19 protein-coding genes and 1 tRNA gene are annotated in these 21,482 nt (G+C 68.0%); 8 read left to right on the top strand and 12 right to left on the bottom strand.

All coding sequences use genetic code 11. From position 1 onward, the window contains the following. Nucleotides 1-60 precede the first annotated feature (60 nt). Nucleotides 61-822, bottom strand: coding sequence for a class I SAM-dependent methyltransferase (locus tag ACSZL9_RS14070; protein WP_446666133.1), 762 nt, complete (start codon nucleotides 820-822; stop codon nucleotides 61-63). Nucleotides 823-899: 77 nt separating this feature from the next. Beyond that, the gene (locus ACSZL9_RS14065; protein ID WP_446666132.1) at nucleotides 900-1,487 is read right to left on the bottom strand and encodes a hypothetical protein; all 588 of its coding nucleotides are present in this window, start codon (nucleotides 1,485-1,487) and stop codon (nucleotides 900-902) included. Nucleotides 1,488-1,552: 65 nt separating this feature from the next. Here ACSZL9_RS14065 and ACSZL9_RS14060 point away from each other — a divergent pair, with 65 nt between their 5' ends. Continuing rightward, nucleotides 1,553-2,176: a CGNR zinc finger domain-containing protein gene (locus tag ACSZL9_RS14060; RefSeq protein ID WP_446666131.1), complete on the top strand. Its 624-nt coding sequence runs from the start codon at nucleotides 1,553-1,555 to the stop codon at nucleotides 2,174-2,176. 349 nt (nucleotides 2,177-2,525) lie between these two features. On the opposite strand, the gene ACSZL9_RS14055 is transcribed toward ACSZL9_RS14060, so the two are convergent. Continuing rightward, complete coding sequence (locus tag ACSZL9_RS14055; RefSeq protein WP_446666130.1) at nucleotides 2,526-3,458, bottom strand: pseudouridine-5'-phosphate glycosidase; 933 nt, start codon at nucleotides 3,456-3,458, stop codon at nucleotides 2,526-2,528. Next, complete coding sequence (locus ACSZL9_RS14050; RefSeq protein ID WP_446666129.1) at nucleotides 3,455-4,360, bottom strand: carbohydrate kinase family protein; 906 nt, start codon at nucleotides 4,358-4,360, stop codon at nucleotides 3,455-3,457. Before ACSZL9_RS14050 ends, ACSZL9_RS14055 begins: the two co-directional genes overlap by 4 nt. Nucleotides 4,361-4,568: 208 nt before the next feature. Here ACSZL9_RS14050 and ACSZL9_RS14045 point away from each other — a divergent pair, with 208 nt between their 5' ends. The 4 genes from ACSZL9_RS14045 to ACSZL9_RS14030 all read left to right on the top strand — a co-directional run bounded on the left by ACSZL9_RS14045 (nucleotide 4,569) and on the right by ACSZL9_RS14030 (nucleotide 8,686). Continuing rightward, nucleotides 4,569-6,914, top strand: coding sequence for a 5'-nucleotidase C-terminal domain-containing protein (locus tag ACSZL9_RS14045; RefSeq protein ID WP_446666128.1), 2,346 nt, complete (start codon nucleotides 4,569-4,571; stop codon nucleotides 6,912-6,914). Between the two features lie 116 nt (nucleotides 6,915-7,030). Beyond that, complete coding sequence (locus ACSZL9_RS14040; RefSeq protein ID WP_446666127.1) at nucleotides 7,031-7,753, top strand: Type 1 glutamine amidotransferase-like domain-containing protein; 723 nt, start codon at nucleotides 7,031-7,033, stop codon at nucleotides 7,751-7,753. 70 nt (nucleotides 7,754-7,823) lie between these two features. After that, complete coding sequence (locus tag ACSZL9_RS14035) at nucleotides 7,824-8,231, top strand: DUF1232 domain-containing protein (protein WP_446666126.1); 408 nt, start codon at nucleotides 7,824-7,826, stop codon at nucleotides 8,229-8,231. Nucleotides 8,232-8,266: 35 nt separating this feature from the next. Then, on the top strand, nucleotides 8,267-8,686 hold the full coding sequence (locus ACSZL9_RS14030; protein ID WP_446666125.1) for a hypothetical protein: 420 nt from the start codon (nucleotides 8,267-8,269) through the stop codon (nucleotides 8,684-8,686). A 79-nt stretch (nucleotides 8,687-8,765) separates the two neighbouring features. On the opposite strand, the gene ACSZL9_RS14025 is transcribed toward ACSZL9_RS14030, so the two are convergent. From ACSZL9_RS14025 to ACSZL9_RS14015, 3 genes are all read right to left on the bottom strand, one after another. Then, entirely contained in the window at nucleotides 8,766-9,242 is a 477-nt protein-coding gene (locus ACSZL9_RS14025; protein WP_446666124.1) for a hypothetical protein, read from the bottom strand. 145 nt (nucleotides 9,243-9,387) lie between these two features. Further along, nucleotides 9,388-9,460, bottom strand: a tRNA-Thr gene (locus ACSZL9_RS14020). A gap of 156 nt (nucleotides 9,461-9,616) precedes the next feature. After that, nucleotides 9,617-11,170 (bottom strand): alpha/beta hydrolase, encoded by a 1,554-nt coding sequence (locus ACSZL9_RS14015; RefSeq protein ID WP_446666123.1) that lies wholly within the window; start codon nucleotides 11,168-11,170, stop codon nucleotides 9,617-9,619. Between the two features lie 89 nt (nucleotides 11,171-11,259). Between ACSZL9_RS14015 and ACSZL9_RS14010 the strand changes: the two genes are divergently transcribed. Next, entirely contained in the window at nucleotides 11,260-12,135 is an 876-nt protein-coding gene (locus ACSZL9_RS14010; RefSeq protein ID WP_446666122.1) for a hypothetical protein, read from the top strand. Nucleotides 12,136-12,181: 46 nt separating this feature from the next. Here ACSZL9_RS14010 and ACSZL9_RS14005 read toward each other — a convergent pair whose 3' ends face one another. Then, nucleotides 12,182-13,378, bottom strand: coding sequence for a DNA polymerase III subunit delta' (locus tag ACSZL9_RS14005; RefSeq protein ID WP_446666121.1), 1,197 nt, complete (start codon nucleotides 13,376-13,378; stop codon nucleotides 12,182-12,184). Beyond that, nucleotides 13,375-13,968, bottom strand: coding sequence for a dTMP kinase (gene tmk, locus ACSZL9_RS14000; RefSeq protein ID WP_446666120.1), 594 nt, complete (start codon nucleotides 13,966-13,968; stop codon nucleotides 13,375-13,377). The genes ACSZL9_RS14005 and tmk overlap by 4 nt, the downstream gene beginning before the upstream one ends. Before the next feature lie 141 nt (nucleotides 13,969-14,109). On the opposite strand from tmk, the gene ACSZL9_RS13995 reads away from it, so the two are divergent. Then, nucleotides 14,110-15,465, top strand: coding sequence for a serine hydrolase domain-containing protein (locus ACSZL9_RS13995; protein ID WP_446666119.1), 1,356 nt, complete (start codon nucleotides 14,110-14,112; stop codon nucleotides 15,463-15,465). A gap of 89 nt (nucleotides 15,466-15,554) precedes the next feature. On the opposite strand, the gene ACSZL9_RS13990 is transcribed toward ACSZL9_RS13995, so the two are convergent. The 3 genes from ACSZL9_RS13990 to topA form a co-directional block, all read right to left on the bottom strand. Continuing rightward, a complete protein-coding gene (locus ACSZL9_RS13990) occupies nucleotides 15,555-16,262 on the bottom strand; it encodes a hypothetical protein (protein WP_446666118.1) in 708 nt (235 codons plus the stop codon). 189 nt (nucleotides 16,263-16,451) lie between these two features. Further along, complete coding sequence (locus ACSZL9_RS13985) at nucleotides 16,452-17,213, bottom strand: hypothetical protein (RefSeq protein WP_446666117.1); 762 nt, start codon at nucleotides 17,211-17,213, stop codon at nucleotides 16,452-16,454. Nucleotides 17,214-17,337: 124 nt separating this feature from the next. Further along, nucleotides 17,338-20,214 carry a type I DNA topoisomerase gene (topA, locus tag ACSZL9_RS13980; RefSeq protein WP_446666116.1) on the bottom strand — a complete coding sequence of 959 codons (2,877 nt, stop codon included), beginning with the start codon at nucleotides 20,212-20,214 and terminating at the stop codon, nucleotides 17,338-17,340. 227 nt (nucleotides 20,215-20,441) lie between these two features. Here topA and ACSZL9_RS13975 point away from each other — a divergent pair, with 227 nt between their 5' ends. Beyond that, nucleotides 20,442-21,248: a dioxygenase family protein gene (locus ACSZL9_RS13975; RefSeq protein WP_446666115.1), complete on the top strand. Its 807-nt coding sequence runs from the start codon at nucleotides 20,442-20,444 to the stop codon at nucleotides 21,246-21,248. The last annotated feature ends 234 nt before the right edge of the window (nucleotides 21,249-21,482 follow it).

The following is a 21,482-nucleotide window of genomic DNA, read 5'->3' as shown; positions in this document are numbered from 1 at the left end:
GTGCACCGTGACGGCGAACACCCGATGGGCGAACCCCTGACGGGCCCCTCGCAGCGTCGTTCAGGCCGTCCCGCGGACGCACCAGGCGGTGGCCGTCACGTCGAACGGGCCGTCCGGCAGCAGCTCCCGGCAATGCGCGCGCAGCCGGTCCCGCGCGCCGTCGTCGAGGCCCGCGACGTACTGGCCCGCCGGGCCGACGCCATACGTGTAGGGCTCCCACCAGTCGTCGAAATCACGGAACGCGGCGGTCACCGTCAGTTCGCCGTCGCGCACGTCCGTCAGCCCGGCCTGCTCAGCCAGTTCGGCGAGCTGTCCCTCCCGCGCGCCCGGCATCTCCGCCTCGCCCGTCGATGCGGGGTCGAGGTCGCCAACTGCCTTCCAGAGGAACGAGATCGGCGCCCGGCCGGTCGGCCCGAGGTCCCAGACACAGGTGGCGACCGTGCCGCCCGGGCGGGTCACCCGCGCCATCTCCCGCAGCCCGGCGACCGGGTCAGGCATGAAGTTGAGGACGAGCTGCGCCATTGCGAAGTCGACCGAGTCGTCCGGCAGGGGCAGGGCCGCGGCCGACGCCTGCTGGATGTCCACGCCGGGGAACCGCGCACGGGCTGCGGCGACGAACGACGGTGACGGGTCGATGGCCCGCACGTTGCCGGCGCCGAGCTCCGCGACCAGTTGGGCGGTCAATGCGCCCGGCCCGCAGCCGACGTCCAGCGCGGTGCTGCCCGCGTGCACGTCCGCCCACGCGACGAACTCGACCGCCAGCCGCTCCGAGAAGCGGCCCATGAAGCGCCCGTAGGCGTCCGCGGACACGTCGAACGACATACATCGACGGTATGCCGCACGGGCACACGCCCGTTGGGTTGTTGCAGGCGTGCCGGAGCTGTGTCAGTGCCGGCTCGTTAACGCAGCGCGGCGCAAAGGTCGGTCTCCGGCCCGAGCTTCACGGTTGCGGTGCGTTCCGTGCCGGCCGCGTTGAAACGGACCACGTGGTAGCCGTCGAACACGTAGTAACTCGGCGGCATACCCCTCGACGCCCCGATCGGCATACCGACGCCCACGGGGCCCCACATCTGAAGGACGTGCGGTGTCTTGTCGGGATAGTCGGTCTCCAGCATGTCGCCGCCCATGTCGTAGTTCTTCGCCTTGCCGGTCGTGAGATTCACCGCGCGCGTGATGAGCGGGCCGGTGTAGTAGGTGTCCTTCGCGTTGCCGTTGTCCCAGCGCGAGAGCACCTTGCCCCGGACGTCCGCGCTGACCGTGTCGAGGGCGAGGTCGAACGTCTTGCAGTAGCGGGCCGCCGGGAGCGTGGTGTCCCCCTGCGGAGCCGGCTCCCACCCCTCGTTCACCCAGTGCCAGCCGGTGCCGCCGGCCGTGACGTAACCCGCCGTCCCGGCGGGCGCAGCCGCCGCCGTCGCCATGCCTGTCGTCATACCCGCTGCCAGCACTGCTGCCCCGACCGTCGCCGTCAGCCCTCGGGAGATCTTCATCGCCGTACCCCTAACCATTATTTGCTTATAACCGGTTAGTGCATAGAAGTGGTTTGATGGCTGGCATGTCAACCCCCTGGACGATCGAGGTCGACGGGGTCGTGCTGCCCAAACAGCTCAGCGGCCACCCCGCCCTCGAGCTGTGTAACTCACGCGCCGGCTGGCAGGAGACGCCGGCGTGGGAGGGCGAATACCTGCGGTCGTATGACGCGCTCGCGCTGCTCGCGCTCACAGCCGGCGTGCTGCCGCAGGCGGACGTGGTAGCGCTGCGGAAGAAGAGCGCGGGCGACCCCGACGGGGTTGCTGCGGTGCTCGACCGGGCCCGCGCGCTGCGGGGAGACCTCTATGCGACGTTCACCGGCGAGCCGGGGCGGGCCGCACGTCGCCGCCTCTCGGACGCAGTCGAGCACGCCCGGGCGCGACAACACCTCGTCCTCGAACCACACTCTGCGCATTGGGAGTTCGCCGGCCCGCGAACACTCGAGGACCCGCTGGATGCGTTCTTGCTGTCAGCCGGGTCGTTGCTCACCGATGACGCACGCGAGCTGGTCGCGGCCTGCCCGGGCGAAGACTGCGGATGGCTCTTCCTCAACACGTCACGGCGACGCAAGTGGTGTCAGATGGCGGTGTGTGGCAACCGCGCCAAGCAGGCGGCGTTCGCCGGCCGGCAACGCACCGAAGGCGGTTGAGTAGGCCGGGGCGCTAGCCGAGGCCGTATCGAAACCTCCGCCAAGACCCTCGAGCCCTTCGAGACCGCATTAGGTCTCGATACACCCTCCTCCGCTGCGCTCCCCCGGGCACTCGATCACCTTGGTGCGCCGGTACTCGACCAGCGTCCACTCAAGATGGTCGAGTAGGCCGAGGCGCTAGCCGAGGCCGTATCGAGACCCCGCATGCGTCACGCGCTCGGTCTCGATACACCTCCCCCGCTGCGCTCCTCCGGCACTCGACCACCTTGGTGCGCCGGCACTCGACCAGCTTCACAAGGTGGTCGAGTAGGCGAGCCCCATAGGGCGAGCCGTATCGAGACCTCGCGTATTACTCAGTGCGCGCGGCGACATACGCCTTCGCGAGTTGGGCGCCGAGCAGCGCGTTGTTCTTGACCAGCGCGATGTTCGCGGTGAGCGATGCGCCGCCGGTCAGCTCGACCACCCGCCCGAGCAGGTATGGCGTGGTGTCCTTGCCGGTGATGCCGAGCGCGTCCATGTCGGTGAGCGCCTGCGCGATGATGCCGGAGATCTCGTCGGCCGGGATCTCGTCGGCGGCCGGGATCGGGTTGGCGATGTCCAGACCTGCGGTCACCCCCAGATCCCACTGCGTTGCCATGATCGCGGCGAGCTCCTCCGGGGAGTCGGCGCGCATCGGCACCTCGAAACCGCTGGATCGTGAATAGAACGAAGGGAATTCGTCGGTCTGGTAGCCGACGACCGGGATGGACAACGTCTCCATCGCCTCGAGCGTCAGGCCGATGTCGAGGATCGACTTCACACCTGCGGAGATCACTGCGACCGGCGTGCGCGACAGCTCGGTCAGGTCCGCCGACAGGTCCATCGAGCTCGCTGCGCCCCGATGCACGCCGCCGAGTCCACCCGTCGCGAAGACCTTGATGCCCGCGAGCGACGCGAGGCGCATCGTCGCCGCCACCGTCGTCGCTCCGTGGATGCCCTTGGCCATGACGTAGGCAAGGTCGCGCACGCTCGCCTTGGTGACGGATTCGCCTGCCTTGCCGAGCATTTCGAGGTCACCGTCGGTCAGCCCGATGCGCGGCACTCCGTCCAGCACGGCGATCGTGGCCGGCACGACTCCCTCGGCGCGGATGAGCGCCTCGACCTCGCGCGCCATCTCGACATTCTGCGGATAGGGCATGCCGTGGCTGATGATCGTGCTCTCCAGGGCGACCACCGGTCGTCCATCAGCGAGCGCGGCGCGGACTTCGTCGGTCAACTGCAAGCGGGGATGCATGGTTGTCATTGCTCCTTCAGGACGTGCTCGATGAGCGCCGGTGAGAGGTCGGGTCGGACCGTGTGCTCACTGGTGATGGTCAGGTATGCCGCAGCGGCCCCGCGCCGGGCCGCTGTCACGTCGTCGAAGCCGGCTGCGAGCCCTTGCACGTATGCCGCCGTCATCGAGTCGCCGGCTCCGGTGACGTTCTGCACGTCTGCGGTGATCGCCGGGATGTGTTGACTCGAGTCGGGCGTGAAAAGTGTTGATCCGCCGACGCCTTCACGGACCCAGACTCGACCGACGCCCTGCGCGTGCAGTGCCGCGACGCCGTCCTGCGGATCGTCGACACCGCTCAGCGCGACCAACTCGGTGCGGGTCGGGGTGATTGTGTGGACCGGCCACGCCTTCAGCACCGACGCCATCCGCTGCGCCTTCGGCACCGAGACCGGATCGATGACGACCGGCACGTCCGCCGCGGCTGCGGCGCGGCATACGTGCTCCAGCACCTCCACCGACAGGTTGGCGTCGAGCACGACGTATGACGAGTCCGCGACGACCCGGCTCGGGACGTGCTCAGGGCGCAGCGACTCCGCTGCGGCCATGTCGGCCACCGCGCCGACCAGCTCACCCTCGGCGTCGAGCATCGCCAGATAGCTTCCGCTGGGCATCCCCAGCTCCACCGAGTGGGTGAGATCGACTGCGGCGGAGGCAGTTTCGTCATACAGACGGGTGCCGAAGGTGTCGTTGCCGAACGCCGTGATGAGCTCGGTCGGCACACCGAGGCGGCCGAGATTGGCGGCGATGTTGCGGCCGACCCCACCTGCGCTGGTGTAAGCGCGCCCCGGATTGCTGGTGCCCATCGTGAAGCGCCCTGTCGACCGGGCGACGACGTCGACGTTGGCGCCACCCACCACCAGGACCGTCCGCATGCGGTCATTCTGCCAGTGCCCGGTGCGCCAGGTCCCCGAACTCCTCGATCGGCGGAGCGCCCCGGGCGGTGCACCCCGCACGCGGGGCCGGATCGGTGCATTCCGCCCTCTTTCCAGCACTCCTTGAACTACTCTTCCGCAATCCGGCAGGAACTCGTGCTATGCGACTGCCGCAAAAATTCAAGGACTCGGCAGGAGAGTGGCGGGCGTGACCAAGAGAGCGATTCGACTAGGGACGGCGGCCATCGGCGCGCTCGCCATGGCAGGAGGTATGTCGCTGGCGGCCCCGAGCCATGCGGACGCTGCCGACGGCGACACCCAGGTGCAGGTTCTGGGCATCAACGATTTCCACGGCCGCATCCAGGCCAACGGCCAGGAGGCCGGCGCCGCGGTGCTCGCCGGGGCCGTGAACGAGCTGCGCACGCAGCAGCCCAACACGATTTTCGCCGCCGCGGGCGACCTCATCGGGGCTTCGACCTTCGAGTCGTTCATCGCGCACGACAAACCCACCATCGACGCACTGAACGCGTCCGGCCTCGAGGTGTCCGCCGTCGGCAACCACGAGTTCGACCAGGGGTATGACGACCTGACCAAGCGCGTGATGGCGCCATACGACGCCACGACCAACCCGTATGGCGGGGCGAAGTGGAAGTATCTCGGCGCCAACGTGAAGTTCCGCGACTCCGGTGACCCGGCGCTCGACCCGACCTGGGTCAAGGACATGAACGGCGTCAAGGTCGGCTTCGTCGGCGCGGTCACCGAGCACCTGCCCGAGCTGGTCTCCCCCGGCGGCATCGACAAGATCCAGGTCACCGACATCGCCGACGCGGTCAACACCGAGGCCGACCGGCTGAAGTCCAGCGGCGACGCCGACATCGTGGTGATGCTCGTGCACGAGGGCGCCCCCAACACCAGTTGTGAGTCGGTCACCGATCCGACCAACGACTTCGGCAAGGTCGTCACCGGCCTGGACGACAACGTCGACGCCGTGGTCTCCGGGCACACGCACCTGACCTACAACTGCATGGTCGACGTGCCGGGCTGGGCCGGGCGGGCCGTGACGCAGCGCCCGGTCGTGTCGGCAGGCCAATACGGCTACAACCTCGACCAGCTCAACTTCACCGTCTCCGCCGAGGGCGACGTGACCGGCGTGGAGTCCAACACGCTGGCGCTGACCAAGCAGGTCGACGACCCCAACTCGGACGACCCGGCGGACAAGATCTGGGTGCCCAACTACGCGGCCGACGGCACGGTCGGCACCATCGTCGACAAGGCGGTCGCCAACGCGGACGTGCTGGGCAAGAAGCCCCTGGGCGACATCGCCGGTCCCTTCAACCGCGCCAAGGACTCCGCCGGAATCGAGAACCGCGGCGGCGAGTCCACCCTGGGCAACCTGGTCGCCGAGGCGCAGCGATGGGCGACCGAGTCCTCGACCACAGGGTCGGCACAGATCGCCTTCATGAACCCCGGCGGCCTGCGCGCGGACATGGTCGGCAACAACGACGCCGGCTACCCGACGGTGCTGACCTACAAGCAGGCAGCCACCGTGCAGCCCTTCGCGAACACGCTGGTCAACATGAAGCTGACCGGCGCGCAGATCAAGCAGGTGCTGGAGCAGCAGTGGCAGCCGGAAGGTGCGTCGCGGCCGTTCCTGCGACTGGGCATCTCGCAGGGCTTCACCTACACCTACGACCCGGCGGGCGCGGAGAACGATCACGTCCGGGGCATGTGGCTGAATGGCGAGCCGATCGACGAGAGCACGAGCTACTCGGTCACGGTCAACTCGTTCCTGGCCGCCGGTGGTGACAACTTCCTCGAGCTGGCGAACGGCACCGACAAGAAGGACACCGGCCAGACCGACCTGCAGGGCATGGTCGACTACATGGCTGCGAAGGCCTCGGATTCGGCTCTGCCGGTTGATAATTCGCAGCGGTCCGTCGGTGTGCACTTCCCCGACGGCGCGCCGTCGTCATACCAGGCGGGCGACGAGGTCGCCTTCGACCTGTCCTCGCTGGCGATGTCGACCGGCACTGTCAAGGACAGCTCGGTGACGGTGAAGCTCGGCGACCAGGAGTTGGGTTCGTTCCCGGTGAACAGCACCGTGTCGGCCGGTGACAAGGCCGACGAGGTCGGCACCGCGAGCGTGAAAGTCACTCTGCCGCAAGGGACTCCGGCAGGCACGGCCACGCTGACGATCACCGGGGACAGCACCGGCACGAGCACGCAGGTGAGTGTCCCCGTCGAGGCCGCGCCGGAGAGCTCGGCGTCGGTCAGCCTCAGCGCCAAGGAGACCGTGCAGCGCTACGGCAAGGGCAACGGCACCAAGCTGACCGCGTGGGTCGCGCTCGAGCACGGCAAGGCGAAGAAGCAGCCGGTTTCGTTCTACGACAACGGAAAGCTGGTCGCGACGGTGACCACGAACGGTGCCGGCAAGGCCGACTACCGGCTGGCCAAGGACGCTCCGGTGGGTGAGCACAGCATCACCGCTCGCTACACGGACGCGGACGGCGTGGTCGTGACCTCGGACCCGGTGGTGATCACAGTCGTCAAGTAGTCGAACCATCGATTGATGCCCCGGCCGCGGATGCGGGCCGGGGCATCAACGTGTGTGCGGGCAGCGCGCGGGCAAATCGTGTGCGGGCGGGCGCATTCGTCGGCTAGCGTCCCGTCATGCCCACCGAGCCGACGATCCTCGCGACGTCCGGCGGCCTGCGCCCCGGCGAACGCACCTACTTCGAATTCAGCGAATTGACCCAGTTCGCAGTCGATCTCGCCGGTGTGACCGGCCGGGCACCGCGGGTGTGCACGATCGCGACCGCCTGCGGTGACAACCCGCACGTGCTGCACAACCTGGCCGAAGCAGCCCGGGTCGCCGGCTACGAGCACTCCCACCTGCAGCTCTTCACGATGCCGAACGTCGCCGACCCGACCGAGCACCTGCTCGCCCAGGACGTGATCTGGGTGATGGGCGGCTCCGTCGCCAACCTGCTGGCCGTATGGCGCGTGCACGGCCTCGACACGGCGATGCGTGCCGCCTGGGAGGCGGGCGTGGTGCTGACCGGTGTCAGTGCAGGCTCGATCTGCTGGCACACCGGAGGAACGACGGATTCCTTCGGCGCCGAGTTGCGCCCGGTCAGCGACGGACTCGGTCTGCTCCCCTACGGCAACGGGGTGCACTACGACGCCGAGGAGCGCCGCCGGCCGCTGATGCAACGCCTGGTCGCGGACGGCACGCTGCCGGAGTCCTACTGCACCGACAACGGCGCCGGCGTGCTCTACCGCGGCACCGAGTTCGTCGAGGCGGTGTCGGAGACCGAGGGCGCCGGCGCCCACCGGCTGGTGCGCGACGGCGACGCGGCCGTCGAGACGGAGCTGCCGATCCGGCGGCTGTGACCGGTCACTCACCCGAACCGGCTCGGAAGTGCCTGCAATGCCCAGTAGCGCCCGCTAAAGTCCTGGGTTCGTGAGCACCGACAACCAACCCGCGCTGGACATGCTCCTGTCGTCGGCGTCCTTCCGCCGGTGCCGCCAGCAGGCCGCCCGCACCGCGAACGATCCGCAGTCGCTCGCCGCACTGCTCGACCAGGTCGCCGCCCACGAGTTCGGCATCGGTCAGCTGCCCGACTCCGGCGGCGGTGTCGACATCGACATCGCCTGCGCGGTGGTCGATGCGCACCTCGCCGACCTCCGCAGCGGTGACGGCACCGGTGCGCTGGCCGACGCGCGGTGCCGACTGGTGGTTGCGGCACTTCTCTATCTGGTCGATCGCGACGACGTCATACCCGATCACCTGCCGGACGGTCACGTCGACGACGTCGTCATCATGCGCTGGGCCACGCGCGTCGCGCGCGGGGAGACCACGACCGCATAGCCTCGCTGTCGGAGCCCGGTGCCAGACTCGCTCCTATGACCGGATCGACGCCCCGCGCCCGCGTCACCGCCGCCATCGCGCGGGACGGCGAGCGCGAGTTCGTGCTGCGCTGTGTCCGACTGCTCGACGGGGAGATTGATCCCGCTCTGGTCGAGGAGATCGGCGGTGACGGCGCGACATACGTGCTCGACGGCCATGAGGGCGGACCGGACGGCTACTGGCCGCGCACCTGGGCGCTGCGTGCCCTGCTCTACGCGTGGGACCCGCTCGCCGAGCCGGCCGTCATCGGGGCGTGCGGTGATGATCACTGGCGGGTGCGCGAGATGGCAGCGAAGGTCATCGCCGCCCGGTTGGCCCCCTCGGTCGACACGGGTCGCGTAGTGGATCGGCTTGCCACGGATGGCAATTCGCGGGTGCGTGCGGCTGCAGAACGTGCCCGGGCGAAGCTGGCCTGAGGCAGCAGCTCACGGCAGGTCGCTGCGTGCGCCCCCGATGCGGATGTTGTTGCCGAACGGATCGCGAATAGCGGAATCGCTACGCGTTGTTGACTTTCCCGGGCAGCGCCGCCTCCAGGGCCGACTGCAGCGAGTCGGGGCTGCTCGCGCGATAGAGATCGACTGACGCCGAGCTTCCGTCGGTGAAGGTGAAGGTCAGCCGCCGGGTGGCCATCTGCTTCTTCACGTCCACGGACTCGACAAGCTGCAACGAGGTCTCGCCGACAAATCTCTTCGGCTTCGAGGAGAACGCGCTGACACCGAAGTAGAGGAGGCGCTGGTTGGTCGCCCCGATCCAGAAGATCCGTTCCTGTGGAACGTCCGATGCGATGCCGCCGGAGCGCTTGCCGCCTGTCATGCCGTCGATCGTCCCGCCGACAGCACCGGCGATCCCGGCTGCAGCCGCACTTTTCGCGACGGCTCCCTTCCCTGCGGAGCGACACCCGCCCAGGAGCTCCTCGCCGGCCGTCAACAGTGGTGTCGCGAGCCCCGACAGGACCTTCTTCCCGTCCGCCATGTCCCCTCCTGTGCTCGATCGAACAAACAACATACGAAGGCTAACAAGATCCCTCGCTGCGTCATCCGGTCTGCGCCGAGCCGGATGTCAGATCTGGAAACGAAAAGCCCCCGACATACGTCGAGGGCATCGAGGAGAGGAACGGAGCCGCCTAACGGAATCGAACCGTTGACCTATTCATTACGAGTGAATCGCTCTACCGACTGAGCTAAGGCGGCCTGACCCTCGACGCGCGTCGAAGGCCGCGACGAGTATACGCAGGAGATCGCCCGGACGCCGAATCGGCATCAGGTGACCCGTGGTTGCGGGCTGGATCTCGATCTGCAGCCGGGAACCACCACACTGCGCTCCCCCGTCGTGCTCACTCCGCGAGGTCAGCAGGCCTTGCCCTTGGCGGGCACCGTGCCCTTGACGATGTAGTCGTCGACGACTCCGTCGACGCAAGCCGAACCCATCTTGTATGCCGTGTGTCCGTCGCCGTCGTAGGTCAGCAGGTGGCCGTTGTCGAGTTCCTTGGCCAACCGCTGCGCCCACTCGTATGGCGTCGCCGGGTCACGCGTGGTGCCCACGACCAGGATCGGGCCGGAGCCCTTGGCGGTGATGCGCTCCGGCTTGCCGGTCGCCTTCACCGGCCACTCACCGCACGCGAGCCCGCCCCAAGCCAGCATCGGACCCCAGGTCGGCGCGACCTTCGCGAACGTCTTGGCGTCCTTGCGATAGCTCGCCAGATCCGGGGAGGAAGCGCGGTCAAGGCAATTGACCGCATTGAGCACCTGCATGATGTTGCCGCTGTAGCTGCCGTCGCTGTCGCGCTCGGCATACTGATCGGCCAGGTCCATCAGCTTGTTGCCGTTGCCGTTGAGCGCGGCCTGGAAGGCAGCGTCCAGCGTCGGCCACGAGTTCTTGTCGTACATCGCCTGCGCGATCCCCATCGTCGCCCAGCCCTCGGTGAGCTTCGTGACGTCGCCGTGACCGGTCACCTTGATCGGTTTGGCGTCAACTTGCTTGAGGAACTTGCGGATTCGCGCCATACCGGCGTCCAGGCTGTCACCGAGCGGGCACGTGCCGGTCGCCACGCAATGGCGCACATAGGACCTCGTCGCCTGCTCGAAACCCTTCGCCTGGCCCAGGCCGGTCTCCTTCCCGGAGATGTCCGGCGGCACGACGCCGTCCAGCACGAAGCGGCCCACCCGCTTGGGGAAGAGGCCGGCGTATGTCGACCCGATGAACGTGCCGTAGGACTTGCCGAGGTAGTTGAGCTTCTTGTCGCCGAGCGCTGCGCGCAGGACGTCCATGTCCTTGGCGACCTCGACCGTCGACACGTGCTTGATCAACTCACCGGACTTCTCCACGCACGCATCGCCGAACGCCCGGCTGTCCTTGGCTGCCGTCTTCTGCTCGGCCACCGTGTCGGGTGTCGGGTCCTCCCCCAGGTAGGTGTCCATCTGTACGTCGCCGTAGCAGGCGATCGGGGCCGATCGCTGCACCCCGCGCGGGTCGAAACCCACTACGTCGTATGACGATCGGACGCTCTTGCCCACGACATACCCGGAGGCTGCAGCGGCGGCGTAGTCCACCCCGGAGCCTCCCGGGCCACCGGGGTTGACCACCAGTGAGCCCTTCGCATCACCGGTCGCCGGCACCTTGTCGATCGCGAGCTTGATCGTCTTCCCGCCCGGGTCGGCGTAGTCGACTGGCACCGTGAGGTCGGCGCACTTCGCGTCACCGCAGTCGGACCAGTCCAGCTTCTGATCGTAGAACTTCGACAGGTCGGCAGGCGTCCCGGCTGCAGCGGAGGTGGATTCCGACGACACACCGGACTGCGCATCGCCTTGGGTCGGCTTCGCGGAAGCGCCACCGCCGGACCCGTCGCTGCACCCGGTCAGCACCAGCGCGAGGGCGGCCGCGCTGACAAGTCCGGTCGTCATACGTCGCACCATGCGCTGCACGTTACGTCATACACCTTGGGCGGCAGCGCGGACTTGCTCGGCACCAGTGTGCCGACCAGCATGTGACCATGCCGAGCCGCTTGCACCTGCCCGCTCCGCTCAGCGGAAGCACCGCCCTGCTGGATCGCGGGAGTCGCATCATGTGGCGCACGCTCGGCCGACCGATCGATCTCGACGGCGAGCACGCCTGGCTCACGGCGCCGATGCACACCGGGTCGCGCATCGGCGACGGCTGGGTGGCGGAGACCGCGAAGGCGCTCGGTGGCCGGACCGAACGCGACGGCGACGGCGGGCTGCTGGCCGACTTCTCGGTGCTGGACGGGCCGGGTTTCGCGGCATCGACGGTGCACCCGATGATTCGCGACTTCTACGAGCACACCAGTCGCTGGCGGATGGAGGTGTGGGCCCAATGGAATCCCGTACTGCAGCCCGGCGGCGAGTTCGTCAGCCGCGCCTTCGGCACGCGGGTCCAGCAACTCGCGATCCCCACTCGCCCGCTGGATGTCGCGCGAGGCATGGACAGCACGGTGGTCCGCATCCTCGACAGCACCGATGAGCAGTACGCCGCGGCATGGTTGCGCACACTGCGCGACACCGGCGACTACGTCTACAGCGGTTGCTACTCGGCGCGCACCCTCCCCGGGAGCGACCGACCCAGCGTGCACGTCGCCTTCCCACTGGAGTCCGGGAACGTGCAGGTCTTCCTACGCCCACATGCCCTCCCTGACGGAGGTCTCGAACTCTCCTCTCCCCCAGGCAAATTCGGTCAGGATGGCGCGTACGTCGTGGTGCGCGAGCGCGGCACGCACGCATCCCGCGCCCCTATCCACGAGAGTTTCCGCCTGTATGTCGACGACGAGCAGGTGCTGCGCACCGACCACGTCCTGAAACTCGGCCGGATCACCGCGGTCCGGCTGCACTACAAGCTCACCGAAATCGGTTGATCGGGGCCGGTCGACTCCACTCGGCTCGCGCTGCCCACTCTGACGGTCAGGACGGCGTTGCTGCCGGCGCACGTAGACCGATCGTCATCGCCTCGAGCGCGAGCAGCGGCGGCACGTTGGCCTCGATGCGTTCGCGTGCGGTGCCGATGGTGTCCATCGCGACGAGCAACTGCTCGCTGGTGCGACCGTCGGCGAGGCGCTGCACCTCGTCGGCGAGGTCGGCGTTGATCAACGGCACGGTCTCTCCCGCCTGCACGACCAGGGCATCCCGGTAGATCGACAGCAGGTCGACCAGCGACCGGTCGATCACGTCGCGGCCGAACCGTGTCGCGCGTGTCTTCTGCTCCTTCTCCAGCGCGGAGATCTGCGAGCGCACGTGCGGCGGCTGGGTGCGCGCGCTCGGGTCGGCACCGAGCTGCACCATCAGGCGTTCCTTCTCGGCGGCGTCCCGCTCGGCGGACGAGGCGGACGACTCCTCGCCGGCGATCGCTGCCAGGTCGGCCGCGGCGGTCATCGCATCACCCAGGTCGCAGATGTGCCCGGCGAGCAGCAGCGTCTTGCGGCGACGCTCCCGCGCGGACTCGTCGGTCGCCAGCCGCTTGGCCAGCCCGACGTGCGACTGCGCGGCGCGAGCTGCATAGGCCGCCACGTCTGGGTCGATGCCGTCCCGCTCCGTCAGCAACTGGGCGACGGCCGCCACCGGGGGCGTGCGCAACCGCACATGCCGCGAGCGCGACCGGATGGTGATGATGACGTCCTCCAACGAGGGCGCGCACAGCAGCCAGACGGTGCGCTCGACCGGCTCCTCCAATGCCTTGAGGAGCGCATCGGCAGCCCGCTCCGTGAGCCGGTCGGCGTCCTCGATGATGATGACCCGCCAGCGGCCGACGCTCGGCCGGCGCTGCGCGAGCCCCGCCAGCTCACGGGCGTCCTTGACCTGGATGGACAGGCCCTCGGTCGCCATGATCTCCACGTCCGCGTGGCTGCCGTCGAGCACGGTGCGGCACTCGTGACACTCGCCGCAGCCGCCACTCGGGCACTCCAGTGCTGCCGCGAAGGCCCGTGCCGCGGTCGACCTGCCCGACCCGGGCGGCCCGGTCAACAGCCAGGCGTGCGTCATCCGTGCCGGGTCGGCGACGGCCGCTTGCAGCGTGGCCACGGGCTCGGCCTGGCCGATCACGTCCCGCCAGACACCCACCCCACGAGCTACTTCGGGACGGTGGTCTCGCTCGTCGGCGCTCATGCCCGCTCCACCCGCTCGGCGACGATCGCGGCGATCTCCTCGCGCGGCAGGCTCGCGTCGACCACCAGGTATCGGTCCGGGTCGGCAGCCGCCAGCTGCAGGTAGTGCTCGCGGACGCGGTTGTGGAAGTCGTCCTCCTCGGACTCGAGCCGATCATGCACCGCACCGCGTCGAGCTCGGCCGTCGTGAGCCGTGACGTCGAGCAGCACTGTCAGGTCGGGCAGGAGGTCCTCGGTCGCCCAGAGCGAAAGTCGTTTGATCTCAACCGGATCCAGCTGCCGACCGGCACCCTGATAGGCAACCGACGAGTCGAGGTAGCGATCCTGCAGCACCACCGCGCCACGCTGCAACGCCGGCCGCACGACGGTGGCGACGTGGTGGGCGCGGTCGGCCGCGAAGAGCAACGCCTCGGCGCGTGGCGCGACGTCGTCCCCGTGCAGCAACACCTGCCGGATGCTGACGCCCAACTCGGTGCCGCCCGGCTCCCGGGTCACCACCACGTCACGGCCCTGCGCGGTCAGGCGCGCACGCAACAGGTCGATCTGCGTCGTCTTGCCCGCACCGTCGCCGCCTTCGAACGCAATGAACACGGCACCGAGCCTAAGGGGCGCGGCCGACAGCCCGACCTCGGGCGGCACGAGTCAACGTCGTGGCGCAGCAGGCACTGTCGACAAGCCATCGGATCCCGGGACCTCGCCCGCCGCGCCGCCGGCGATGGCAAGGTTGGCTGTATGACGCAAACCCCTTCTCCCCTGAGTGATTCGACGACCCGAGCACTGACCGCACGCGCGATCGAGGCACAACGTGCCAGCCGGACGCCGGCGCTGGTGGCGGGCGTGGGCCGGCACGGCCGGCTGGTGTGGGATGCCCCGGTCGGACAGGCCGACCTCGCCGACCCGAGTGTGCCGCTCGGCCCGGACACGCAGTTCCTGGTGGCGTCCAACACCAAGACGTTCACCGCGGTGCTGATCATGCAACTGCGCGACGAGGGCAAACTGTCGCTCGACGACACCCTCGACACACTGGTGCCCGAGACCACCCACCGGCAGGTGACGGTCCGGGAGATGCTCTCGCACATCAGCGGCATGCAGCGCGAGCCGGTCGGCGACGTGTGGGACACCCTGGAGTTCCCCGACCGCGAGGGACTGATCACCGGCTGGAACGACGCCGAGCGCGTCGGCCGCCCGCACAACCGCTGGCACTACTCCAACCTCTGCTACGCGCTGCTGGGCGAGGTCGTCGCCCGGCTCGACGGCGGCAGCTGGGAGTCGTCGCTGCAGCGGCGGTTGCTTGATCCGCTGGAGTTGCGCCGCACCACGTTGAGTCTGACCGCGCCGCACGTCGGCCTCTACTACGTGCCGCCGTTCAGCGACGTGCCGATCGAGGAGCCGGTGCTCGCCAAGAACACCACCGCCTCCGCCGGTGCGCTGGCCAGCACCCTGACGGACATGGTCCGGTGGCACGGCTTCCTGCTGGACCCGGACGATGAGATCCTCTCGCCCGACACCGTCGAGGAGATGCGGCAGCCGCAGATCGTCTGCGACCCGGGCTGGAACACCGCCTGGGGTCTCGGCCTGGAGCTCGAGCGGCGTGACGGGCGCATCTGGTTCGGGCACACCGGCGGTATGCCGGGCGGCATCACCGGCTTCTTCTCCGAGCCGGAGTCCGGCACCACCGGCGCGGTGCTGATGAACAACTCGATCTCGCTGGACCCGGCGGGCACCGCGATCAAGCTCGGCGCCTATGCCCTGGACAACGACCCGGAGCTTCCCGAGCCCTGGACTCCGGGAACGGTCGAGCCCGAGGAGCTGAAACCGCTTGTCGGCCAATGGTTCTCGGAGGGTGCCGAGTTCACATTCGCCGTCAAGGACGGCAAGCTGACCGGCCGGCTCGCCGCAGCACCCGCCACCGCACCGGACTCTGTCTTCGAGCGCGAGAGCGACGACATCTATCGGACGGTGAGCGGCCGCGAGCGGGGCGAGCGGCTCGTCATACGCCGTCGTGACGACGGCTCGGTGCGCCAATTCAACTGGGCGACCTACCGATTCACGCGTGAGCCGCTCGGGTTCGGTCAGCCGACACCCTGACCCACGGGCAGCATCTGACCCGCAACGGGACAGCAGAAGACCCCGACGGACTCGCTCCGTCGGGGCCTTCTGCGTCGTCGTGCGTCAGGTCACTTGGTCCAGCGAATCTGGTGGTCGCTGTCGTTGTAGACGACGTTGGACACGGTCTTGCCAGGCACCTGGTAGATGTAGCAGCTGCTCCCGCTCTCGCCCGGCGCGAGCTTCTTGGAGTCGCTCTTGCAGTCGGCGGTGCGGCCGTAGACGCGCTTGGCACCGGTGACGCCCGCGTCGATCTCCGGGTGGAAGAACAGCCCGTTGACCGAGTTGGTGCCGAAGTAGGTCGAGTTGGTCTTGATCGCGGTCACGTCGAACTTCAGGAAGTAGACGGTGCCGTTGGACTTCTTCAGGCTGGTCTCGCTGAAGACAGAGTCGGGCGCGACCTCCATCGACTTCGGCGTCAGGCGGAAGGTGTCGTCACTCTTCTCGATGACCGCGGGCTGACCCAGCTTGAGGGTCGCCTTGGCGTCGGTGACCTCGGTGGGGCCGTCATCGGAGCCGGTCGACGTCTCGGTGTCGGAGGAAGTCTCCGACTGCGTGTCGCTGGAGTTCTCCGACGAGTTGTCGGAGGACGTCTCGCTCGACTCGTCCGAGGTGGGGCCGGTCGGGTCACCGGTGCCGGGGTTGGTCGGGGCCGCGGTCGAGGTCTCGCTGCCGGTCGAGTCGACGTTGGGGGCGTCGCTGTTGCACGCAGTCAGGGTCAGAGCGCCCGCAATGACAGCGGCGCCGGCCAGCGAACGACGAAACGTGTTGGAATTCATGGGGGTGCCCTTCTTTCTTCTTCTTGGTTGATTTCGGGGGTATGACGTCACTCGGTCCGAACTCGGTTCCAATCGGAAACAAAATGATAGGAAAGATTCCGAATGTTAGATCCCGTGACGCGCGGAAAGCGGCCACCCGCGCGGGTGGCCGCCTTCTGCACTGGCCGGCCGGAGATCACCGGCCGATGGTCACTTCGACCAGACGATCTTGATCTTGTAGGTGTCCCACATGACCTTGGTCGGCGCGTCGCCGGTGACCTGGTAGTAGTAGCAACCCGATCCGGTCTCGCCCACGGCGATCTTCTCGGAGTAGTCGACGTCGTTGCAGCCGCCGGGCAGGTCGTTCGTCGGCGCACCACCGGCGCGGCCCTTCTCCGAGGAGTCGAAGACCGGCTTCAGGAAGAACTGGTTGGGAGCAGTGACCCGGAAGCCGTACTTGGCACCACCGAGGTTGGTGACGTCATACATGACGTAGTACATCTTGCCGTTCGACTCGTTGAGGTTCGCCGCGGCGTAAGCAGCCTTCGGCGCGGCGACGATCTTCTTGACCTTCAGCTTGTACTTGCCGTCAGAGTCGTCGTCGATGACTGCGGCCTGGCCGAACTTCAGTTTGGTCCCGTCCGGCGTTGCCTGCGCGTTGCTGCTGCCGTCGGCCCCGGCGCTGTCGCCCGAGTCCTCGCTCGAGGACTCACTCGAGGTCTCACTGGAGCTCTCGCTCGGCTCGGCAGCCGCGCTGTCCTCGCTGGTGGTCGTCGACTCCTCGGCCGTCGGTGCCTCCGAGCTGGTCTCCGGAGCGTCCTGGGTCGGAGCCGGAGCCTGCGAGGTGACCGCCGGGTCCGAGCCGCTCGGCGTGGTGACACTGGCGCTGTCGTTGTTGCAAGCCGTCAGGCCGAGTGCACCTGCGATGGCAACGGCACCAACCAGGGTGCGACGAAAGCTGCTGCTGGACATGATTTTCCTCCGTTGTGTCCTTCGTAAAATTCGAACCTGTGACGGCGACGGTCCCCTGTAGGTTCCGCGGCATCGTACAAGTTTTTCGAAGGAGATCCGATTCGCGACCGGATGACGAGCGGAATCAGTCCGTGGACTTGCTCGCAGCAGCTTTCTTCGCCGTCGCTTTCTTGGCCGTTGTCTTCTTGGCGGCCGTCTTCTTCGCAGTCGTCTTCTTCGTCGCCTTCTTGGTCGTCTTCTTGGCGGCCCGCTTGCGGGTCGTCGGCCCCTTGGCGCGCTTCTCGGCGAGCAACTCGAAGCCGCGCTCCGGCGTGATCGACGCAGGGTCGTCGCCGCGGCGAAGCGTCGCGTTGGTCTCGCCGTCGGTGACATACGGCCCGAACCGGCCGTCCTTGACCACGACCGGCTTCTCGGAGACCGGGTCCTTGCCCAGCTCCTTCAACGGCGGCTGCGCGGCGCGACCACGACGCTTGGGCTCGGCATAGATCGCCAGCGCCTCCTCGAGGGTGATCTCGAAGAGCTGCTGCTCGGTCGTGAGCGACCGGGAGTCGGTCCCCTTCTTCAGGTAGGGGCCGTAGCGGCCGTTCTGCGCCGTGATGTCGACCTGTTTGGCGTCCTCACCCTCACCCTCGGTGACGGTGCCGACCACACGCGGCAGGCTCAGCAGCTTCAACGCAGTGGCGAGATCGATCGTCGCCAGGTCCATGTCCTTGAAGAGGCTCGCGGTCTTCGGCTTCGGGCCGGCAGCCTTCTTCGTGCGCTTCGGCTTGGCGCCGTCCGCCGGAGCCGCAGCCTCCGGCGGTGCAGGGAGCACCTCGGTGACATACGGGCCGTAGCGTCCTGCCTTGGCGACGATGTCGTGGCCGGTCTCCGGGTCCTGACCGAGCACCCGGCCGTCGTCGTCGGCCTTCGCCAGCAGCTCGCGCGCCTTCTCGGCAGTCATCTCATCAGGCGCGATGTCGTCGGTGATGGTGGCCCGCCGGGGCTTGGGTGCCTCAGCCGAATCCGTAGTCACCTCACCGGTCTTCGGGTCAACGCCGGCCGGCACGACCTCCTCGACATACGGGCCGTAACGACCGACCCGGACCACGACGCCGTCACCGATCTCGATGGTGGAGATGCCGCGAGCGTCGATCTCCGGCAGGTGCTCGACCATGCCCTGCAGGCCTTCGTTGCCGTCCGGACCGCTGGTGGGCAGGCCGGGTGTGCGGTCGTTGCCGTCGCCGAAGTAGAAACGGGTCAGCCAATCGACGCGCCCGACGTCGCCCGCGGCGATCTGGTCCAGGCCCTCCTCCATGGACGCCGTGAAGTCGTAGTCGACCAGCGACGGGAAGTGCACCTCGAGCAACCGGATCACGGCGAACGCGGTCCAGGTCGGGATCAGCGCGGTGCCGCGCTTGTTGACGTAACCGCGGTCCTGGATGGTGCCGACGATCGAGGCGTATGTCGACGGGCGACCGATGCCCATCTCCTCCATCGCCTTGACCAGCGTTGCCTCGGTGTAGCGCGGCGGCGGGCTGGTCTGGTGGCCCTCCGCTTCGGCGCGCAGCACGTCGAGAGCCACGCCCTCGGACAGCTTGGGCAGGCGGGTGCCGGTGTCGTCACCCTTGGCGTTGCGCTCGACGTCGCGGCCTTCTTCGTATGCCGCGAGGAACCCGCGGAAAGTGATGACCGTGCCGGACGCGGTGAACTCCGACTGCTTGGCAACACCCGAGTCTTCAATCGGGACAGTCAGTTTCACAGTTGCGGTGCTGCCGCGGGCGTCGGCCATCTGCGAGGCAACCGTGCGCTTCCAGATCAGCTCGTAGAGCGCGAACTCCTCGCCGCGCAACTCGCCAGCGACCTGCGCCGGCGTGCGGAAGGTGTCACCGGCGGGACGGATCGCCTCGTGCGCCTCCTGGGCGTTCTTGACCTTCCCCTGGTAGCGGCGCGGCTGGTCCGGGACGTAGTCGGCGCCATACAGATCACGGGCCTGACCGCGCGCGGCGCTGATCGCCGACTCCGACAACGTGATCGAGTCGGTGCGCATGTAGGTGATGTAGCCGTTCTCATAGAGCCGCTGCGCGACACTCATCGCGGCCTTGCTGCTCATCCGCAGCTTGCGACCCGCCTCCTGCTGCAGGGTGCTGGTCGTGAACGGTGCACTCGGCCGGCGTGTGTAGGGCTTCTCCTGGACGGAGCTGACCGTGGCGGCGCCGGCAGAAACCGCCTCGGCGACGGCATTTGCCTGAGTCGCGTCGAGGTGGAATGCCTTGTCGTTCTTGAGGTTTCCGCGGTCGTCGAAGTCACGACCGGTCGCGACACGCGCGCCGTCGAGTGCGCTCAGCTTCGCGGTGAACTTCTGCGTCTCGGCGTTGCCCGGCGCGAAGTCACCCTCGACGTCCCAGTAGGAGGCGGCGCGGAACGCCATACGCTCCCGCTCCCGCTCGACAACCATGCGAGTGGTGACCGACTGCACACGCCCGGCGGACAGGCCGCGGCGGATCTTGCGCCACAGCACCGGGCTGACCTCGTAGCCGTAGAGACGGTCCAGGACCCGGCGGGTCTCCTGGGCGTCGACCAGGTTGTCGTCCAACTCGCGAGTTGCGTTGGCAGCGTGCTGAATTGCGTCACGAGTGATCTCGTGGAAGACCATCCGCTTGACCGGGACCTTCGGCTTCAGCACCTCGAGCAGGTGCCAGGCGATGGCCTCGCCCTCGCGGTCCTCATCGGTTGCGAGGTAGAGCTCGTCACTGTCCTTGAGCAGGCGCTTGAGCTCGGCGACCTTCTTCTTCTTGGCCGACGCGACAACGTAATAGGGGTCGAAGCCGTCGTCGATGTTGACGGCGAACTTGCCGTAGGGCCCCTTCTTCATGTCGACCGGCAGCTCGGACGGGTTCGGCAGGTCACGGATGTGCCCGACGCTCGCGTCGACGACGTAGTCGTCCCCCAGATAACCGCCGATCTTCTTCGCCTTCGCGGGCGACTCGACGATGACAAGCTTGCGCGCCACTTCGTTCATCTCGCTTCCTGTCCGACGTGCAGTGGATTCGTCACTACTTCGACGTGCGAACGCGCCTGAGTCTAAGCACGCCCTCTGAATCGCGGCATTCCGGGCCGATTCGCGACGGGACTCGGACCCGAGACTCGACCCCAACCCGTCCCCACCGACCGACCGTCGGCACTTCGGGACGCCATACTCGTCAGCCGCCGGGAATATAGTTGAATGTTTAACTTGTTTTCCGTAACATGAACCCCGTGACCACTACCGACCGCCAGCCCGTCCTCTTCCTCAGCCACGGTGCACCGCCGCTGGCCGACGACGCCCGCTGGACCGCCGAGCTCGGCGCCTGGGGCTCCGACCTGCCCAAGCCGAAGCGCATCCTCGTGGTGTCGGCCCACTGGGAGTCGGCACCGATCGCAGTCAGCACCACGACCGGCGCACCGCTGGTCTACGACTTCTGGGGCTTCCCGCAGAAGTACTACGACGTCCGGTATGACGCACCCGTCGCCCCCGACCTGGCCGACGACGTCGCCAAGCTGATCGCCACTCCCGGCCAGTCGCTGGTGCGCGACGAGAGCCGCGGGCTGGATCACGGCGCCTACGTGCCGTTGGTCGAGATGTTCCCCGAGGCGGACGTGCCGGTTTTGCAGTTGTCGATGCCGACGCTGGACCCGCAGGAGCTCTACGCGCTCGGCCGCAAGCTGGCTCCGCTGCGCGACGACGGCACGCTTCTCGTCGGATCGGGCTTCACCACGCACAACCTCAACTGCATGCAGCCGAGCGCCGACGCCGCGCCGCCGGCCGTGATGTCGGAGTTCGACCACTGGGCCGCCGAGACGATGGCCGCCGGCGACCTCGACGCACTGATGGACTTCAGCCACACCGCGCCCGCCGCGCAGCTGGCCCACCCGCGCACCGAGCACTGGGCACCGCTGTATGTCGCCCTCGGCGCCGCCGCTGCCGACGGCTCCGAGTCGCAGACCGTCATCGACGGCTTCTGGCACGGCCTGTCCAAGAGGTCGTGGCAGCTGACGGCCCCGGCCGCCGCCTGACAACAAGCTGGTCGAGGTAGCGGAGGAGAGATCAAGGTGGTCGAGTAGCGGAGGAGCGAAGCGGGGGAGCGTATCGAGACCACCGGCGCCTCGAGATGCTGGATCTCGATCTCGATCTCGATACGCTCCTTCGTCGCTACTCGATCAGCATGTGTGCCCGGCGCTACTCGATCAGCATGTGTGCCCGGCGCTACCCTTCGATACGCTCGGTCGTACCTCCCGAGCTACTCAGGA

Source organism: Flexivirga sp. B27 (genome assembly GCF_052905685.1).
Note: the sequence above shows the minus strand (reverse complement) of the source record. Positions and strands in the feature narration are given on the sequence as shown.

Excerpts from the sequence above, each read along its gene's own strand:
- ACSZL9_RS14070 (WP_446666133.1), bottom strand. The coding sequence starts at position 822 with ATGTCGTTCGACGTGTCCGCGGACGCCTACGGGCGCTTCATGGGCCGC.
- ACSZL9_RS14065 (WP_446666132.1), bottom strand. The coding sequence starts at position 1,487 with ATGAAGATCTCCCGAGGGCTGACGGCGACGGTCGGGGCAGCAGTGCTG.
- ACSZL9_RS14060 (WP_446666131.1), top strand. The coding sequence starts at position 1,553 with ATGTCAACCCCCTGGACGATCGAGGTCGACGGGGTCGTGCTGCCCAAA.
- ACSZL9_RS14055 (WP_446666130.1), bottom strand. The coding sequence starts at position 3,458 with ATGACAACCATGCATCCCCGCTTGCAGTTGACCGACGAAGTCCGCGCC.
- ACSZL9_RS14050 (WP_446666129.1), bottom strand. The coding sequence starts at position 4,360 with ATGCGGACGGTCCTGGTGGTGGGTGGCGCCAACGTCGACGTCGTCGCC.
- ACSZL9_RS14040 (WP_446666127.1), top strand. The coding sequence starts at position 7,031 with ATGCCCACCGAGCCGACGATCCTCGCGACGTCCGGCGGCCTGCGCCCC.
- ACSZL9_RS14030 (WP_446666125.1), top strand. The coding sequence starts at position 8,267 with ATGACCGGATCGACGCCCCGCGCCCGCGTCACCGCCGCCATCGCGCGG.
- ACSZL9_RS14025 (WP_446666124.1), bottom strand. The coding sequence starts at position 9,242 with ATGGCGGACGGGAAGAAGGTCCTGTCGGGGCTCGCGACACCACTGTTG.
- ACSZL9_RS14015 (WP_446666123.1), bottom strand. The coding sequence starts at position 11,170 with ATGACGACCGGACTTGTCAGCGCGGCCGCCCTCGCGCTGGTGCTGACC.
- ACSZL9_RS14010 (WP_446666122.1), top strand. The coding sequence starts at position 11,260 with ATGCCGAGCCGCTTGCACCTGCCCGCTCCGCTCAGCGGAAGCACCGCC.
- ACSZL9_RS14005 (WP_446666121.1), bottom strand. The coding sequence starts at position 13,378 with ATGAGCGCCGACGAGCGAGACCACCGTCCCGAAGTAGCTCGTGGGGTG.
- ACSZL9_RS13995 (WP_446666119.1), top strand. The coding sequence starts at position 14,110 with ATGACGCAAACCCCTTCTCCCCTGAGTGATTCGACGACCCGAGCACTG.
- ACSZL9_RS13990 (WP_446666118.1), bottom strand. The coding sequence starts at position 16,262 with ATGAATTCCAACACGTTTCGTCGTTCGCTGGCCGGCGCCGCTGTCATT.
- ACSZL9_RS13985 (WP_446666117.1), bottom strand. The coding sequence starts at position 17,213 with ATGTCCAGCAGCAGCTTTCGTCGCACCCTGGTTGGTGCCGTTGCCATC.
- topA (WP_446666116.1), bottom strand. The coding sequence starts at position 20,214 with ATGAACGAAGTGGCGCGCAAGCTTGTCATCGTCGAGTCGCCCGCGAAG.
- ACSZL9_RS13975 (WP_446666115.1), top strand. The coding sequence starts at position 20,442 with ATGAACCCCGTGACCACTACCGACCGCCAGCCCGTCCTCTTCCTCAGC.